Below are 15,602 nucleotides of genomic sequence, written 5' to 3' on the forward strand. Positions count from 1 at the left end.
TAAGATTAATGACATTAGAGAACATTGGCCAATGATACTTATGCAAATATTAACTTGGGAGTGTAGAGCATAAAGCCTATTTCAAAACGAATACACCTTTATAAACTTGTATAAAAAGAATAATGGTTTACACAACACTATTATGTTTTCCAAACTACATTTATATATATGGTGCTATTAAAAAAATCTATAGCTTGTCTATACCATTTTTTAAAAAATTCATACTTTATAAGAAAAGGAATTGTCCAAAAAAGGAGGTGCGACATTACATGATACCCATAGATGATTGTAAATTATTAATTTCATGCTGCAATCATAAAGGTGCTCTTTATTTAGTCCAATTTAAAAACCAAGAATATGAAATAAAAAAGGTTTTAAATGTTGGATGCACAGGTATTACAAAATACGGCAGCTCTTTTGTCGTACTTTCAAATTCTCATGGAATCTTTATTTTGGATGAAAACTTAAAGGTTATAAAGAATAAAACTTTATCTACAGAATTAGATTTACATGGTATAGCAATAGACAATGATAAAGCTTATATTATTGAAACCAAAACTAACTCAATTGGTGTTTATAATTTGGAAAACAATTTGGAAAGAATTGATGAAATTAGATTTTCACCTGAACATGACGATGTTTGCCACGTCAACGATTTGTATATCGTAAATGATAAGTTATATGTATCAATGTTTTCAAATCCTCCAAGGAAAAATTTGCTCTCTTTTGCATTTCCCTAATAAAACAATCCACAAAGGTGTGATTCTAGAATATTCTTTACAGGAAAGAAAAGTGGTTAAGATTTGTTATGATAAATTACTTCAACCTCACAGTGTACTTCATTATGATGATAAAATGTATTATTGTGTTTCAGGTGATTTCATAGTAAAAAGAAATGAGGAAGATATTTTTAAAAGCCTTGGTTATACTCGCGGTTTGGCAGTTAGAAATCAAACGATGTTTATTGGCCAAAGTGAGTATACAATACCGGTTATATTAAAAAAACATACGAACATATTGCTAGATTGCGGGATTTATGTTCATGATATCTCTACGAAACTTTCATCTTTTATCCATATACCGTCTGAAGAAATTTATGGAATTTTGGTTATTTGATGAACCACATGGATTTTCCCGACGGCTATTGATGTCACTTCGTTGGGGGAGTGGCTTTACATAGCTTGGTGAACTTATGTGAAGCATAACAAACCTATTTCATGACAATAGGTTAATGATACCTACCGGAAGTTATCTAAAGCTCCCTTAATCCAGAGAAAAATGGAAAATAAATTCCTCCCCATCTTCCCCGTTAAATCTGTATCCTTTGTCAACAAATCCAGCTTTTTTATATAAATTTATCGCTGGAATATTCGAATGATGCACCGTTAGAATAATCTCATTTTTATCTGGATGACTTAGTTTGATCATTTCAGGTAAAACTTTTAAAGCCTTAAAAGCTAGCCCCTTTTTCTGATGGCGTGAATCCAAGGAGAATGATTTTAGAAGAATGGCATTCTCATTACTTGTAAACTGATTTCCCGCTTTATCCGTATATAAGGCAAAACAACCAATCAAATCCTCATTTAAATATATGACCATGGGTAGGTTATATTTATCCTTCCTGAAGTCTTCGATAACTTTCAAGGGTAAAGAAGTATAGATTGCTTGTTCTATAGGTAAAGAATAGTTGATCAGTGCTGTATAATCATTTTCCATAAAAGGTCTAATATTTAATCCAGTAACCATACCTACACCACCATTTTTTAAGAACTTATAATTCTATATTAACAGATACAAATTCACAATCCCTGCCAAACAATAATTTTCAAGAACACATATTCAAAAAAAGGAATGGATTTGTTTGCCATTCCTTTTTTCTTCTTCTGAATTGAAAGCAAGTGCAAATATGATGCTAGATCATTCAGACGCTGATAATTCACTTTCCGTTACCCATTTATGATTCTTCACTTTTTCTCCTCCTGTAGTCGGAGTGAAATCAACCATGTAAACAGTCGTTTTTTCAGCAGATTCAATTTCAGCGACTGCCCCGTTCATCCCTTTCATATGAGAGGCATTTACTGTAACCTCCGCTCCGGGTTCATACGCTTTTTCACCTGCATCTTTGATCTCCTCGTGAATGATCCATTTATGATTTTCCACTTTTTCTCCGCCAGTTGTAGGCGTATACGAAATTGCATAAGCAGTCGTATCATAGGCACCCACTATTGTTGCTTTTGCCCCCTTCATGCTTTCCATATGACCTGATTCGATAATTGCTTGACTTCCAACCTCATAGGTTGGATTTTCTGCAGCTTTTAATCCTTTAGGAACATCTCCTGAGCCAGAATGGTTCATGTCCATTTCACCATGTTGCTTTTCTACTTTATTATCTTTGTTTTGATCACCGCTGTTGGAACAAGCGCCGAGGGCTAAAAGTAGGGCTGTTAATAATGATAAAATGATTGGCATTTTTGTTCTTTTTTTCAACATGGATAAAACCTCCTTTTCGAGTTAAACCCACCTTACCAATTAAATATGCAGAAATTGTGGAGAACACTCGAGATCAAAGAAATGGAGCCAGACATAATTTATGATTAGTCTTCCCCTTATATGAATGTGATCTGATAGCGTTGATCCTACATATCTTATGAGATGGAAAATTAAAGGAAATAAAAAAAAGACGAACTTTTCTATCGCAAATAGAAAAATCGTCTTTCATTTTATTAAGCTAAATTGCTTAGGGTTTTATTTATCCGCAAACGCACAACTTAAATGGCTGACTCGGGACAATTCCATCATCAGTAGGATTAATCACGAGCCCCCTTTTGATTCCTCGATTTTTTGTATGATATGTGAGAGGTTCATAGAAGTTTGCTCTTTATAATCCCTGCCGATGGATTTGAATAACCCTTTCGCTATACTCCTTAATAAGATTTTGGTATGCCCATCCGGGATAATGGAATTATTAGGGAGACTTGATTCAGCTTGCGCCCCACCAATCTTATTAGCTGTTTCCTTTATAAAATCAATGATTTTTATTTCATGGATTTTCCCTTCGATAATGGTTTTATAGATAATTTGATTTCTCCAAAGCTTTAGCTCAATCCTCTGTTTAGAGTAATCGAAGAGGTCTTCGGGAATATCAGCATTGCTTATTTGAATGGAATCTTTTATGGGATACAATTTCGGGTAAGGATTGATTTTCTTTATTAAGGAATGGTCAATGGTGACCTTTTCCCGTTTTATACGAGTATTTTTCGTCTCACATAGAATCAGCATTAACTGACCTGCAATTATATTGTTGAATTCTTCTAATTCAAAGAATTCAACTAGCATTACGCTATATTCCAAAATGGTGATCGCTTCATCGAATTTTCGTTTAGTACCAGCATTTGATCTAGTAAAAACCAACCGATTCTTCCTATCCATACCCTTTTCACCCCTCTGAATTCGAATCTAAAATAGGAAAAACATCCATAATGGATGTTTTTACTTATTAGGTCTGAACTTGATCGACTCCGATTTACGATTACCTTTTTCTCCTGTATATTCAATACTAATTACATTAGCCAAGTTGATATGTTTGCCACCGGCTTGCAGCCACGTCGCATTTTGGATTAATTGCAATTTCAGGATACTATTCGCTTCATCAGAATATTGTTCATTCGTCTCTAACTCTTCTGTCTCACCGTTCACATAATAAAATTTATATTTTGCATTACTCATTTTCATCAGCCTCTTTTCAACTACTAATTCAACAAGGACTGACACTTGTCCTGCTTTCAGCAAAATTAGATTGTCTTTCACATCAATGAAGTCCCGAAAGTGAACATACTAATCATAAAAAGACTGTCAAGCACGCCTTTGATATTCAGACCGTTTCTCTTATCAATCGAAGTGTTGTTTCATTAATTCTTTAAATCGTGTTCCATCTATTTCTTCTTTCGTCACTTTCCCATCGTCCCACTGTGTAAAGGATGTATCAGTTAAAGTGATGTTACCACCGTTTGTAAGACGGGTGATTAATGGATGCTTATTAAATGGCGATTGGGGATTTTCACTGATGATCGTTTGGATCTCATTAAGTTCCACTACATTTTCTACGGGTTTTAAAGAATCGAATGCATACCCGATTTTCCAATCGGGATCTTTATATTTCAGCTTTAATTCAAGGATATGATTCCCATGGTCGGTATTTTCTTTTTTTATCCTGAATTCACCATTTTGGGAAATGACGGTTTCTCCGTTCAACGGAACTGGTTTTAAAGGCAGGTTCCCACCAAATCCAGTATCGATTAAATATATTTGGCCCTCATGTTTCAAAAGAATAGTGACATGTGTCCTTCCTATGGTCATCCACCCTTGTTTATAGATGACACCCCGAACCAAGAATACATCAAAGTCATTTTCCAACAGGAAAAAATAAAGGGCTGTATTCAATTCATAGCATAATCCACCCTCATTCCTCACGAGGACTTTCTTCATGATATTCTCTTTATTGATATCACTCAAATGGGATGCCATGATTGATAAGTTTTCAAAAGGAATGGTTTTCGCTGTCTTATCAAGAATTTCATCTAATTCATCAAATGTCAGCTTCTCATCGTTCTGAAGCCCAATTCTTTTCCTGAATAATGCATTCAATTCATTCATTACGATTCCCCCTTAAGTCCGACACCGATGAAAAGTATCCTGACTCTGTATATATTCATTATACTTTGGCCTTATTTCATTCGCCCCATAATGTTGTTTTCTTTGGCAACCTCCTCCATTCACACACCAAGCAGCTCTCTTTCTTCATTCATTCACCTGTAAGATGATTTTACCTAAGTTCTTATTGGCTTCCATATGTTCATGCGCCCTTTTTATTTCTTCAAAAGGAAAGACATGACCTACGATTGCCCTGATTTCATTTTGGAAGAACAACGGCATGGCCTTTGTAGCGAATTCCGTTAACTCTTTTTTATATTCATCACTTCGGGGAGTTAATAGAGTCCCTTTTAATTGAACTCGTTTTAAGAGAAGTTCCATCAAATTCACCTTCTCGACTACAGTTCCACCTAGAATGCCTATCAGTATCATCTTCCATCAGTCCTTATGCTTTTAAGGTTTTTCTCCCAGTAAGAAGCACCGATGAAATCCAGAATGACATCCACTCCTTGATCATTTGTAGCTTTCAGTACTTCCTCATCGAGATTGTTTCTTATAGTTGATACAGATATCCGCTCCTAGAGAGTGACAGAAATCCAATTTGTCATTTGAACCTGCTGTAGTGTTGATTTTCGCTTTTGTCAGTTTTTTTGCCAGTTGGATAGCTGTTAGTGCCCACACCGCTTCCGTCAGAATGAATCAATACTATTTCTTGATACGTCAATTCACCTAACCAAAACAAGGTTTGGTACGCAGCCAAGAATACTTCAGGGATCGCTGCCGCTTCCTCAAATGACAGGCTATCCGGGATCTTCATCGCTCTATCAGCTGGCATCACAGCATATTCAGCATAACCCAATTCTATATTTGCTCCTTCCCCTGTTTCCCCCACATCCCCAGAAACTTCAATCCCTAATATAGGATTGGCCATATAACCGGATTTTCCTTCTCGTGAAACAATATCCGTTCTATTTATTGCAGAGGTTTTCACCTTAATTAAAATTCCCCCTTTTCCGGCATGGGCTTAGAAAAATTTTTAAATAGTAATTGTTCTGCACCACCCGGTTCTTTAACTACTACAGCTTTCATCTATCCCACTCCTTATTATATAAATAGAGACCGCCTTTGATATGGATTGTCTTGAAGTTGGAAACTATGCTACTCCAAAAAATTTCACAAGCAACTATTAAAGTTTTGAGCAACTATATACAGATAATGAAATATGTCCATCGATGAAACCGTAACCCTGGTAGAATAAAAAAAGCCGATGTCCCTTTAGGTCCATCAACCTTTTCTTGATGAGTTTTTATCTCTTTATCTATTAAGCGATTGATTTCTATCAAGGTCATTATGCAATTCTGCAGCCGGAACCTTTGGGTTAGGAATCTGCCCTTTTGCAACTGGTTCTGCTACATAAACAAAATCTCCTGTTCCATCTGGGGCACTTCCTGTTGCCCACAGGCCGTCTCCTGATTCATTGCCTTCTGACAAGTTCCAGAATTCGTACGCTTCCGGTTGAGATTCCATTTCCGCTTCAGGAGGGAATGACGCAGGAACGACTACGCCGTTTTTCTCTTCAAGTTCTGCAATGGCCGCCATCCATTGATATTGGTGGTAACGGTCACGGGCTAACATTTTACGGAACGTAGCACGGACCCCTTCATCTTTTGTCATATGATATAAACGGGCCACTTGAAGGCGTCCTTGACTTTCAGCATGCAGATTCGACCGCATGTCCGCTAATAAATTTCCGCTCGCTACAATATAAGATCCGTTCCAGGGAACCCCATTCGAGTTGGTTGGCAGTCCGCCTAGACCGCTTACGAGCAAATGCTGGGGATTGATTCCACCCATGATCGCTGCTATAGCAGGGTCTTTTGCGGCTTCTGCCTGATCTTCCGGAGAAGCGCCATCAAGCAATTGACTAATGAGCGTACAAAGCATTTCTACATGTCCAATTTCCTCTGTACCAATATCCATCAGCATATCTTTATATTTTTCTTCTCCCCGACAGTTAAAACCTTGGAAAAGATATTGCATCATGACAGTCATTTCCCCAAACTGTCCACCTAAAACTTCCTGGATTTGACGGGCCAGCATCGGATCTGGTCGATCTACCTTAACTTCAAATTGCAATTCTTTTTGATGACGAAACATATTAACTCCTCCTTTTATTGTAGTAGGTTTTTTATATAATACGGTTTTTTTTACCCGCTTGCCCATCCTTGAAACAAGATTTCAGTTATAACGAACAGGAATTAGAAAAAATTGTTATGTGGTTAAAAAAGATAACTGAACTGAAAGCTAAGGAATATCTAAATTCATGACCGTCTCAATAAATAAGTGTTATTAAAGGTCCATTTCCCCTGTCTAGAACCTTACAATACTGGGTAAAGTACAAAGAACCAAATAAAGGAAAAAAATACTGTATCTAAGAAAACTAAAAGGAGGAAGGAAAATGGATTTCAAGCCCAGAAATCAAAAAGATCAATCTATTTCAGAAATCCGCTATACTTATTCCGCTCGTAATCTATGGTCAGGTTTTCTATTCGGGATCGGACTGGTTGCATTCATCGATGAGGCCATCTTTCATCAGCTATTGCATTGGCATCACTTCTATGACAAGTCCACATCCAATATTGGGCTTGTCTCGGATGGTTTATTTCATGCTCTAAGCTGGTTCGCGACTGTCGGGTCTTTGTTCATGTTCGCTGACCTTCGCCGCCGAAAGGGTTTATGGCTGAAAAGGTGGACAGGGGGAGTATTGCTAGGGGCAGGTTCTTTTCAGTTATATGACGGTACCATCCAGCACAAGCTCATGCGTCTTCATCAGATCCGTTACAATGTCGATATTCTCCCATACGACTTGATTTGGAACATTGCAGCCACTGTCATGATTTTGATCGGCATTTCCCTTATCATTCGAACTCGGCGCAGCTTACTTAAAATGAAAGCAGAAGGCCGCTATGCACAGTAATGGTCATATTCAAAATGATAATGGAGCTCTCTTTGAATCGATTTTATTAATTCTACCCGCGCTTATTATAGTGATCTATATTGCAGCTGTCGTAATTTCGAGCCGCCGCTATCAAAAATGGCCCTTATACCGTACGTTCTTATGGATCCTTGGCATCATCTGTGCAGCTTCTGCAATCATTGGCCCCATAGCCAATCGCGCGCATATGGACTTCACTGCGCATATGGTTGGTCATTTACTGCTTGGAATGATTGCACCCATCCTACTCGTGCTTGCTGCTCCCATTACTCTTGCACTGCGAACACTTGATGTACAATCAGCAAGACGCCTTTCAAAGTTGTTGAAAAGTTGGCCGCTGCGTATTTTAAGTAATCCAACCATTGCTTCCGCGCTAAATATTGGGGGACTCTGGATACTTTATACGACTGGGTTATATGGGTTGATGCATCAAAGTGCCCTTCTACATGCATTAGTGCATTTTCACGTGTTCATAGCGGGTTATCTATTCACTGCGTCTATGATTTATATGGACCCTGCGCCCCACAGGTTCAGCTTCATGTTTCGAGCTATCATATTTACAATTTCACTGGCCGGCCATGATATCCTTTCTAAATATATTTTTGCCCATCCTCCAAGCGGAGTCACCAAGGAACAAGCGGAAAATGGAGGAATGTTAATGTACTATGCCGGTGATGCCATCGACGTTACACTTATCTGCATCCTATGCTATCAATGGTTCAAAGCCACCCGGCCTAAGGGATCACTTGCCTTGTAGGAAGGACGGTTCTATGATTACTTCGGTAAACTCCTGTGTTTCTGTTTAATCGTTCATTGTTTAGCTCATACTAATTTTTGATGAAAAAAATTTAGGATGGAGCTGAATGGAAAATGGAATTTGAAGCTAACAATTCTACTGAAAATGCTCTTCGTGATTATAAAGCTGGAATCGGTGCCTTTACGCATAAAATGCCTGATTTAGCTGAGAAATTCAATTCGTTTACGGAAGAGTGCTTTAAAGAAGGACAATTATCCAAGAAAGAAAAACAGCTTATCGCACTAGGAATAAGCTTATATTCGCAAGATGAATATTGTATTATCTATCATACTAAAGGATGTCTTGATCAAGGCTGTTCCGAACAAGACATTCTTGAAGCCATTGGTGTGACCGCAGCATTTGGCGGAGGAGCCACCATGAGTCAGGCTGTAACCCTCGTCCAGGAATGCATTCAGGAAATAAATCAGATGAAACAATGATAAAGAAGGGATAGGACAATTTGTCCTACCCCTTCTTTATGTTTGACAAAGGAATCCAAAAACCATGTCATTTAATGACTAATGTTGTTATTTCCTTGTGCGGGTGCATATGAATTCATCATTTGTTGCATATCCTGCTGTGCAAGCTGTGGAACTTGGTAGTAATGATGTTTGTTTTGATATAACGAAATCTCATATGCCATTTCAATGCAGTTCGGAACGGAATCTGCAAACACACGGCGAACCACCGGATTCGTTATTTCAAGCGCTGCCATCGCTTTCATGGATGCTGCAGACTTAACAGCTCCAAGCATCAAGCCTGCAATGCACTCATCTGTAATTTCCGACACGGATTGCAAAGGTTTCTTTGGCTGGGTTGGTGTCAATCCATATATAAAATCATTACCTTGATTCATTTTGTAGCTCTGGGTTGGTTTAGAAGGATCTTGACCCGTTTGGAAGCACTCCAATGAAATATTATATTCATCTTGGATGAACTGATATTGACGATCCAGAATGTCCATCAATTCCTGATCCTGAGCATGCTGACGCAAAAGCATGTAAGTGTTTAAAGTTCCAATCGTTCCCGACAACACTTCATGTACATCGAATACTTCGTGACCACCGTGATTCATTTGTGGGGGAATAGCACCCGTTTGCATGTTCTGGTGTACTTGACCTTGTTGATTTTGATTTTGCATTTTATTTCCCTCCTCGTTTCATCAATGATGTGAACAAGCTTAGTATGTTAAAAACCAACAGGATTATTCAATTTAAACTCTTCCGCCCTACATCATGTTGTCTGTATAAAAAAAGCCTGATGTTCTAAACTATAAACACTTTATATGTATGGGAGGATTTCAAATGACTCATAAATGCTTCTATTGTACTGATGACACGGAAGAAAAAAAAATCCATGTCGTAACATTTCAAGTTACTGACACGGATAGAAATGAAATGCTCTGTGATGAATGTTATCAAGAATGGCTACAAGGAATAAAAGGCTAAATTACCCTCTAACATTTCCAAACATTAACTCATGGATTCAGGATTAGTACAGGGTAACTTAAATGCGTAAAATAGTTCAAGGAGGATGGTTATGGGAATTTTAAGCGGAAACCCAAAAGAAGAGCCTATGCATTACGGAGAGGTATTTGGTACATGGGCATTTCTAACAACAAAAGGGTTAATTGCATGTCATCAAACAATGCTCAATCACACTGGTGACAAGGACCTGCATAAATTACTTGTAGAAGTAATAAATCAAGGGAAACAGGAAAATGACCAAATTGAATTATTATTAAAAGAAAATAACGTAGGACTGCCTCCATCACCACCTGAAAGGCCTAAAGCTAATTTAGAGGATATTCCCGTTGGGGCACGTCTTCAAGATCCTGAAATCTCTGCTTCAGTATCAATCGATATTAATGCAGGATTAGTTGCTTGCAGCCAGATCATGGGTCAATGCATCCGCGAAGATATCGCAGTGATGTTCGCACAATTCAATGCAAAAAAAGCAGCATTGGGTGCTCATTTCCTAAGATTAAATAAGGAAAAAGGATGGCTGGTCCCTCCCCCTCTTCATATTAATAAAACAAGTTTGTAATGAAATATCCCCTTAATCATGTTGACTTTATGATTGAATGCCCCACATGATTAAGGGATTAATTCCGATAACGAAAGGACGATTAAGGAATCACTACCATTGCAGACTTTCGATTAAGTAGCACTTTGTACATTGTTGACTATAATCATTTTTTACAAATTCATGATTACAATTCTCCCGAAAAATGTTCAGCTCTCTTTTTAGCTGTTCCAATTGAGTTTCCAACTGTTTCATTTCAACTTTTATCTGGATTACCCGATTCATCGAATTCTCCCTTTCGTCCGAATCATTGATAGATTTCTCCGTCCGTTTTCCTAAATTCATTCGCTTTTTCTTTAAGCCCTTCATCGATTACCGACTCAAAACCCAGGCCCTTTTCTTTTGCCAAATCACGGATGTCCTGGGAGATTCTCATACTGCAGAATTTAGGTCCGCACATTGAACAGAAATGGGCTGTTTTGGCACCTTCAGCCGGAAGAGTTTCGTCGTGATATTCAACCGCCCTTTCAGGGTCGAGAGAAAGATTGAACTGATCTCTCCAACGAAATTCGAATCTAGCCTTCGAAAGGGCATCATCCCGTTTTTGTGCATCCTTATGGCCCTTTGCAAGGTCAGCTGCGTGGGCTGCAATTTTATAAGTAATGACCCCTACTCGAACATCCTCTTTATTCGGAAGTCCCAAATGCTCTTTCGGTGTCACATAACATAACATGGCAGTTCCAAACCATCCAATCATTGCAGCACCAATCGCAGAAGTAATATGATCGTATCCAGGAGCTATATCCGTTGTTAAAGGTCCTAAGGTATAGAATGGAGCTTCTTGACAGACTTCCAGCTGCTTATCCATATTTTCTTTAATCAAATGCATCGGTACGTGACCGGGTCCTTCCACCATGACTTGAACATCGTGCTTCCAAGCAATCTTCGTCAGTTCCCCCAGTGTTTCCAATTCAGCAAATTGCGCCTCATCGTTTGCATCTGCAATGGATCCAGGACGGAGGCCGTCACCTAATGAGAAAGAAACATCATATGCCTTCATGATTTCACAAATCTCTTCAAAGTGAGTATAGAGGAAGCTTTCTTGGTGGTGGGCCAAGCACCATTGTGCCATGATGGACCCCCCTCGTGAAACAATTCCCGTAACTCGCTTTGCTGTTAAAGGGATGTACCGCAAAAGCACACCAGCGTGTATGGTGAAGTAATCGACACCTTGCTCGGCCTGCTCGATTAATGTATCCCGAAAAACTTCCCAATTTAAATCTTCCGCGACTCCATTCACTTTTTCCAATGCTTGATATATTGGAACCGTCCCAACTGGCACTGGTGAATTCCTGATAATCCATTCCCGGGTCGTGTGAATATTCTTTCCGGTGGATAAATCCATTATGTTGTCGGCTCCCCAACGTGTAGCCCAAGTCATTTTCTCCACTTCATCTTCGATCGATGAACTAACAGCTGAGTTTCCTATATTCGCATTTATTTTCACATGAAAATTACGTCCGATGATCATTGGCTCACTTTCAGGATGGTTAATATTTGCCGGAATGATCGCCCTACCGCTAGCTACCTCTTCTCTTACAAACTCAGGGGCAACATTTTCCCTGATTGAAATGAACTCCATTTCTGGGGTGATGATACCTTTACGGGCATAATGAAGCTGGGTTACGTTTTTCCCTTTCATTGCACGCAATGGCTTTCTTTTCAATCCCGGAAAAATTTCAGCTTTGGATTGTGACTCCACTTTTTTATACCCATTATCTTCGGGTTTTATTTCACGTCCTTCATACTCTTCAACGTCTTCACGTTCCAAGACCCAATTGCGTCTAATCGGGGCAAGGCCTTTATGAATATCAATGGGATATTCTGAATCCGTATATGAACCGCTTGTGTCATAAACCCGCAAAGGCGGATTCTCCTCTTCGCCGAATGCACCTGTAGTGGGACTTAGTTTAATTTCACGCATAGGTACTTTAATATCAGGTCTCGATCCCTCAACATACACTTTTTTACTCCCGGCAAAACTGGACATAATTGAAACGTTCATGTCATTTACTGAATTACTCATCATGATTTCATTTCTCCTTTTTAAGTTCATTTAAAAAGGACAAAATCCAATCCATTTCGCACGAAAAAACCGGATCTCATATTTAAGACCCGGCTAACGTTAGTATGACTACAGAAATGACCAAATGAAATGTCATTGTTTAGTAGATTCTAACTTCCCCACGCTGGTATGAACCAGATCAGGTCCTGAGGGTTAAGAAGCATAAGCGCTTCTCTCTCAGCCCAACTGTTATTGGACACCCCTAGTCTGAATAATTTAATTGATTACAGGGTAACTATATATCACCCTTTTCATTCTGTATATAATTTGAAAGTCCTAATACTTTAGGTCACTCTCTCCAAATTCGTTACTTGGAGAAGGATCACCAATTAATTTTCCAGGCTCTCAAGGATTGGGAAAAGCTCCTCTAAATGCTTGATTTCATAGGTTGGAAGCACTTCATTCCGTTCCTTATCATGGCGATTTATCCAAACCGACTTTATACCTACCCGTGATGCTCCAAGGATATCCGTCATTAAATTATCGCCGACCATCAATACTTCATCCTTATCAAGTTCCATGATCTCCAAAGCATGCTCAAAAATGGAGGCATCCGGTTTACCTCGTCCAAAAGCTCCAGAAATGACGATTTGATCGAAATAAGGAACTAGTTCAGGTGTAATTTCAAGTTTAGTATTTTGGAGTTCAGGAGAACCGTTTGTCAACAATAGCATTTTGTACTTCCCTTTTAATTCATCTAACACACGGAATGATTCTTCATAAATAAATGGCTTTTTACGTCTCTCTGCAGGGAAACGTTCTGCCAGTTCGAGCCCAAATGCCGGGTCATCGATCCCTAATGCCTTCAAGCCTCTCGTCCATGCTTCTTTCCGATAATTTGGTGCAATCACGGCCATCTTCCGGAATTCATCATGATCATCCTGAAAATTTCCCCACAGTCCTTCAAATGGGTTGATTCCGATCATTTGTGTAAATTCATAGGTATCGTAAGAAGAATAAAGCTCACGCGCTTCCTTCCGAACCGCTTCTTCAAACTCGTCGACATTTAAATCATATTTCTCCTTAGCCACTTCACATGTGGCCACAAAAGCCTCTTTTACACTTTTCTGATCCCATAGTAATGTATCATCTAAATCAAAAAAAACTGCCTTCACCAAATTGTCCAACCTCTTTCCCTATTATTGAATTCGTAAAAATTACACTATTACAATAATAAACCACAACCAACGGAAAAAGAATAACTAATCGGAAAAGGCCTGCATCTTTCTTAAGCAAAATGTTCAATATACCAGACTTACCTTCTATCGTGGGAAACCCTATATTTTTGACTTATCATCTTTCGAATACATACAGCTTTCCATTACCGGCAATCTTGAATTTTGGACCGGTGAACCCCCGTCGGATCAGCTCTTTCCTCATATAAACCATTAGGGCGGCATGACTCACGATCAGAACATCCCTTTCCCCCTTTGCAAAAACTTCATCCAATACTTTATTGATCCTTCGTTCGGCGATCTTAATTTCCGCCCTTGTCTCCTTGTTGAACTGCGAGCAGCAGCGAATCCAGATGGCCCAAAGGATGAACGGCAGCTTCACCTTCCCTTTGAGAGGGGGAGAAGGTATTTCCCGCAGCTCCTCCATCCGATGAACCGTACCTGGATAAATATGTTCCGCTGTCTTGACAGCTCTCGACATATCACTGCAATAACATTCCTGCCATTCCTCCACGCCAAGTAAAGTCGTTCCATAAATAATATCCGCTGCATCATAGTCCACAAACCATTGCTTCATATCATCCGCCGTCACAGATTTCCCAGTAGGGAATTCATGTGCCACCTTAAAATGCCGTACTAAACCAATTTTCATTTCTTTCTCCTCTTTAGCTTTTGAATTATAAAATTAACTTTCTATTTGATCCACCAACTTATATAATAGGTAATGTAAAAATTATACAAAGGTGGTAATTGAATGCTATCCAAGAATTTCACTAAGATTTTCCTTGCTGTCGCATTAACTTTTACATGCATCTCTTTTTTACTGATAAAAATCGACTTTGTCTCCGCAGCCACTACAGAAAACGCAACGGTAAACACGAAGAATTCCCCTTTATCTGTTAGAAGTGGTCCCGGCACCAGCTATAAAAAAGTAGGATCGTTGGAGAAAGGGAAAGCCGTAACCGTTTATTCGAAAACAAAATCCGGCTGGTCGGAAATTCGGTACAATGGAAAAAAAGCCTATGTATCTACTAAATATTTAAAATTTAGCAATGTGAAGATAACCAAGAAAAAGTATAAAAATATTAGTGACTTGTCGTATCCGCAAGTATCAGGACTAAAAAGTAAAGCAGCTCAGGATAAAATTAATCAGGTGTTAACTAAGCATGCCAAGGATGCCTATTCCTTTTATCTGCAAGCAAAAAAGGATAGGGAAAAAGATAAAAATGAGGAATGGTGCAAAGAATCCCCATACACTTGCCAGTATAGTTACAGTATTTCGTATAAAGTGAAATTCAACCAGGATGAAAAGCTAAGCATTCTTATTGACGATTACTCCTATAGCGGTGGAGCTCATGGAATGGGATACACAACATCCTATAATTTTAAAGTGTCTTCCGGTAAACAGGTGAAAATCAGTGAAATCCTCACATCCAAAGTGAAATATACGAAGGTGCAGAAATATGCTTTTGACTACATGAGGAAAAGAGATAGTTTTTATGTTAAAAAACAGAGCGATGTTCCCGTCAATAAGGATTCACAGTTCTATTATACAAATGGGGGGATCTATCTCGTATTCCAGGAATATGAAGTAGCTCCTTATGCATTTGGCCGCCCTGCAGTAAAAATCCCAAGTAAGGTTTATAAATAATTTAGTCGCACAGGGGCTAACTCCTGTGCTTTTTTAGTGCCTTACATTCAATATATCTAACAAATGATGAAAAATATAGAACCATATTTCACAGTCTGATGCGATTTCATTCATACTTACCATCGCATTCAAAAAAGTGGATTTTTTTAATAATAGATATTGGATGGGAATATGTTTTTAACCAA

Annotated in this window: 19 protein-coding genes and 1 riboswitch; of the genes, 7 read left to right on the forward strand and 12 right to left on the reverse strand. The window is 38.7% G+C overall.

Annotated elements, in window-relative coordinates; all coding sequences use genetic code 11:
* Nucleotides 1-269: 269 nt before the first annotated feature.
* Entirely contained in the window at nucleotides 270-740 is a 471-nt protein-coding gene (locus tag ACFX4L_RS12165) for a YncE family protein (RefSeq protein ID WP_377384279.1), read from the forward strand.
* Nucleotides 741-1,263: 523 nt separating this feature from the next.
* Here the strand turns inward: ACFX4L_RS12165 and ACFX4L_RS12170 are convergent.
* From ACFX4L_RS12170 to ACFX4L_RS12205, 8 genes are all read right to left on the reverse strand, one after another.
* Nucleotides 1,264-1,746 (reverse strand): GNAT family N-acetyltransferase, encoded by a 483-nt coding sequence (locus ACFX4L_RS12170; RefSeq protein ID WP_377384282.1) that lies wholly within the window; start codon nucleotides 1,744-1,746, stop codon nucleotides 1,264-1,266.
* 171 nt (nucleotides 1,747-1,917) lie between these two features.
* The gene (locus tag ACFX4L_RS12175; RefSeq protein WP_377384285.1) at nucleotides 1,918-2,490 is read right to left on the reverse strand and encodes a YdhK family protein; all 573 of its coding nucleotides are present in this window, start codon (nucleotides 2,488-2,490) and stop codon (nucleotides 1,918-1,920) included.
* Nucleotides 2,491-2,811: 321 nt separating this feature from the next.
* Nucleotides 2,812-3,429 carry a hypothetical protein gene (locus ACFX4L_RS12180; RefSeq protein ID WP_377405267.1) on the reverse strand — a complete coding sequence of 206 codons (618 nt, stop codon included), beginning with the start codon at nucleotides 3,427-3,429 and terminating at the stop codon, nucleotides 2,812-2,814.
* Nucleotides 3,430-3,489: 60 nt separating this feature from the next.
* Nucleotides 3,490-3,807 carry a hypothetical protein gene (locus ACFX4L_RS12185; protein WP_089363514.1) on the reverse strand — a complete coding sequence of 106 codons (318 nt, stop codon included), beginning with the start codon at nucleotides 3,805-3,807 and terminating at the stop codon, nucleotides 3,490-3,492.
* 81 nt (nucleotides 3,808-3,888) lie between these two features.
* A complete protein-coding gene (locus ACFX4L_RS12190) occupies nucleotides 3,889-4,653 on the reverse strand; it encodes an arylamine N-acetyltransferase family protein (protein WP_377384290.1) in 765 nt (254 codons plus the stop codon).
* Between the two features lie 144 nt (nucleotides 4,654-4,797).
* Nucleotides 4,798-5,082, reverse strand: a complete 285-nt coding sequence (locus ACFX4L_RS12195) for a zinc-binding dehydrogenase (RefSeq protein ID WP_377405270.1) — start codon at nucleotides 5,080-5,082, stop codon at nucleotides 4,798-4,800.
* 172 nt (nucleotides 5,083-5,254) lie between these two features.
* Nucleotides 5,255-5,641, reverse strand: coding sequence for an MDR/zinc-dependent alcohol dehydrogenase-like family protein (locus ACFX4L_RS12200; protein WP_377405273.1), 387 nt, complete (start codon nucleotides 5,639-5,641; stop codon nucleotides 5,255-5,257).
* Between the two features lie 323 nt (nucleotides 5,642-5,964).
* Nucleotides 5,965-6,807 carry a manganese catalase gene (locus ACFX4L_RS12205; RefSeq protein WP_377384299.1) on the reverse strand — a complete coding sequence of 281 codons (843 nt, stop codon included), beginning with the start codon at nucleotides 6,805-6,807 and terminating at the stop codon, nucleotides 5,965-5,967.
* 301 nt (nucleotides 6,808-7,108) lie between these two features.
* On the opposite strand from ACFX4L_RS12205, the gene ACFX4L_RS12210 reads away from it, so the two are divergent.
* The 3 genes from ACFX4L_RS12210 (at nucleotide 7,109) to ACFX4L_RS12220 (ending at nucleotide 8,881) form a co-directional block, all read left to right on the forward strand.
* A complete protein-coding gene (locus ACFX4L_RS12210; protein WP_089363512.1) occupies nucleotides 7,109-7,627 on the forward strand; it encodes a DUF2243 domain-containing protein in 519 nt (172 codons plus the stop codon).
* Entirely contained in the window at nucleotides 7,617-8,402 is a 786-nt protein-coding gene (locus ACFX4L_RS12215) for a cytochrome c oxidase assembly protein (RefSeq protein WP_377405276.1), read from the forward strand. The genes ACFX4L_RS12210 and ACFX4L_RS12215 overlap by 11 nt, the downstream gene beginning before the upstream one ends.
* 113 nt (nucleotides 8,403-8,515) lie before the next feature.
* Complete coding sequence (locus ACFX4L_RS12220; RefSeq protein WP_377384304.1) at nucleotides 8,516-8,881, forward strand: carboxymuconolactone decarboxylase family protein; 366 nt, start codon at nucleotides 8,516-8,518, stop codon at nucleotides 8,879-8,881.
* 71 nt (nucleotides 8,882-8,952) lie between these two features.
* Here the strand turns inward: ACFX4L_RS12220 and ACFX4L_RS12225 are convergent, their stop codons facing one another.
* Nucleotides 8,953-9,582: a spore coat protein gene (locus tag ACFX4L_RS12225; RefSeq protein ID WP_377384307.1), complete on the reverse strand. Its 630-nt coding sequence runs from the start codon at nucleotides 9,580-9,582 to the stop codon at nucleotides 8,953-8,955.
* Nucleotides 9,583-9,745: 163 nt separating this feature from the next.
* Between ACFX4L_RS12225 and ACFX4L_RS12230 the strand changes: the two genes are divergently transcribed.
* Both ACFX4L_RS12230 and ACFX4L_RS12235 read left to right on the forward strand, forming a co-directional pair.
* A complete protein-coding gene (locus tag ACFX4L_RS12230) occupies nucleotides 9,746-9,889 on the forward strand; it encodes a hypothetical protein (protein WP_167555965.1) in 144 nt (47 codons plus the stop codon).
* A gap of 91 nt (nucleotides 9,890-9,980) precedes the next feature.
* Nucleotides 9,981-10,487 carry a DUF3231 family protein gene (locus tag ACFX4L_RS12235; RefSeq protein ID WP_377405279.1) on the forward strand — a complete coding sequence of 169 codons (507 nt, stop codon included), beginning with the start codon at nucleotides 9,981-9,983 and terminating at the stop codon, nucleotides 10,485-10,487.
* Between the two features lie 286 nt (nucleotides 10,488-10,773).
* Here the strand turns inward: ACFX4L_RS12235 and thiC are convergent, their stop codons facing one another.
* From thiC to ACFX4L_RS12250, 3 genes are all read right to left on the reverse strand, one after another.
* On the reverse strand, nucleotides 10,774-12,555 hold the full coding sequence (gene thiC / locus ACFX4L_RS12240) for a phosphomethylpyrimidine synthase ThiC (protein WP_089363509.1): 1,782 nt from the start codon (nucleotides 12,553-12,555) through the stop codon (nucleotides 10,774-10,776).
* Nucleotides 12,556-12,690: 135 nt separating this feature from the next.
* A riboswitch (TPP riboswitch) is annotated at nucleotides 12,691-12,805 on the reverse strand.
* Nucleotides 12,806-12,920: 115 nt separating this feature from the next.
* A complete protein-coding gene (locus tag ACFX4L_RS12245; protein WP_377405282.1) occupies nucleotides 12,921-13,709 on the reverse strand; it encodes an HAD family hydrolase in 789 nt (262 codons plus the stop codon).
* A gap of 175 nt (nucleotides 13,710-13,884) precedes the next feature.
* On the reverse strand, nucleotides 13,885-14,418 hold the full coding sequence (locus tag ACFX4L_RS12250; RefSeq protein ID WP_377405285.1) for a histidine phosphatase family protein: 534 nt from the start codon (nucleotides 14,416-14,418) through the stop codon (nucleotides 13,885-13,887).
* Nucleotides 14,419-14,520: 102 nt separating this feature from the next.
* Between ACFX4L_RS12250 and ACFX4L_RS12255 the strand changes: the two genes are divergently transcribed.
* Nucleotides 14,521-15,417 carry a PdaC/SigV domain-containing protein gene (locus tag ACFX4L_RS12255; RefSeq protein ID WP_377405288.1) on the forward strand — a complete coding sequence of 299 codons (897 nt, stop codon included), beginning with the start codon at nucleotides 14,521-14,523 and terminating at the stop codon, nucleotides 15,415-15,417.
* Nucleotides 15,418-15,602: the final 185 nt, after the last annotated feature.

Origin of the sequence: Peribacillus sp. YIM B13482 (assembly GCF_042787975.1) — a bacterium.
Classification (GTDB): Bacteria; Bacillota; Bacilli; order Bacillales; family DSM-1321; genus Peribacillus; species Peribacillus simplex_A.

What these genes read in the sequence shown, in the direction of transcription:
- ACFX4L_RS12165 (WP_377384279.1), top strand. Translation starts at nt 270, where the DNA reads ATGATACCCATAGATGATTGTAAATTATTAATTTCATGCTGCAATCAT.
- ACFX4L_RS12170 (WP_377384282.1), bottom strand. Translation starts at nt 1,746, where the DNA reads ATGGTTACTGGATTAAATATTAGACCTTTTATGGAAAATGATTATACA.
- ACFX4L_RS12175 (WP_377384285.1), bottom strand. Translation starts at nt 2,490, where the DNA reads ATGTTGAAAAAAAGAACAAAAATGCCAATCATTTTATCATTATTAACA.
- ACFX4L_RS12180 (WP_377405267.1), bottom strand. Translation starts at nt 3,429, where the DNA reads ATGGATAGGAAGAATCGGTTGGTTTTTACTAGATCAAATGCTGGTACT.
- ACFX4L_RS12190 (WP_377384290.1), bottom strand. Translation starts at nt 4,653, where the DNA reads ATGAATGAATTGAATGCATTATTCAGGAAAAGAATTGGGCTTCAGAAC.
- ACFX4L_RS12195 (WP_377405270.1), bottom strand. Translation starts at nt 5,082, where the DNA reads ATGATACTGATAGGCATTCTAGGTGGAACTGTAGTCGAGAAGGTGAAT.
- ACFX4L_RS12205 (WP_377384299.1), bottom strand. Translation starts at nt 6,807, where the DNA reads ATGTTTCGTCATCAAAAAGAATTGCAATTTGAAGTTAAGGTAGATCGA.
- ACFX4L_RS12210 (WP_089363512.1), top strand. Translation starts at nt 7,109, where the DNA reads ATGGATTTCAAGCCCAGAAATCAAAAAGATCAATCTATTTCAGAAATC.
- ACFX4L_RS12215 (WP_377405276.1), top strand. Translation starts at nt 7,617, where the DNA reads ATGCACAGTAATGGTCATATTCAAAATGATAATGGAGCTCTCTTTGAA.
- ACFX4L_RS12220 (WP_377384304.1), top strand. Translation starts at nt 8,516, where the DNA reads ATGGAATTTGAAGCTAACAATTCTACTGAAAATGCTCTTCGTGATTAT.
- ACFX4L_RS12225 (WP_377384307.1), bottom strand. Translation starts at nt 9,582, where the DNA reads ATGCAAAATCAAAATCAACAAGGTCAAGTACACCAGAACATGCAAACG.
- ACFX4L_RS12230 (WP_167555965.1), top strand. Translation starts at nt 9,746, where the DNA reads ATGACTCATAAATGCTTCTATTGTACTGATGACACGGAAGAAAAAAAA.
- ACFX4L_RS12235 (WP_377405279.1), top strand. Translation starts at nt 9,981, where the DNA reads ATGGGAATTTTAAGCGGAAACCCAAAAGAAGAGCCTATGCATTACGGA.
- thiC (WP_089363509.1), bottom strand. Translation starts at nt 12,555, where the DNA reads ATGATGAGTAATTCAGTAAATGACATGAACGTTTCAATTATGTCCAGT.
- ACFX4L_RS12250 (WP_377405285.1), bottom strand. Translation starts at nt 14,418, where the DNA reads ATGAAAATTGGTTTAGTACGGCATTTTAAGGTGGCACATGAATTCCCT.
- ACFX4L_RS12255 (WP_377405288.1), top strand. Translation starts at nt 14,521, where the DNA reads ATGCTATCCAAGAATTTCACTAAGATTTTCCTTGCTGTCGCATTAACT.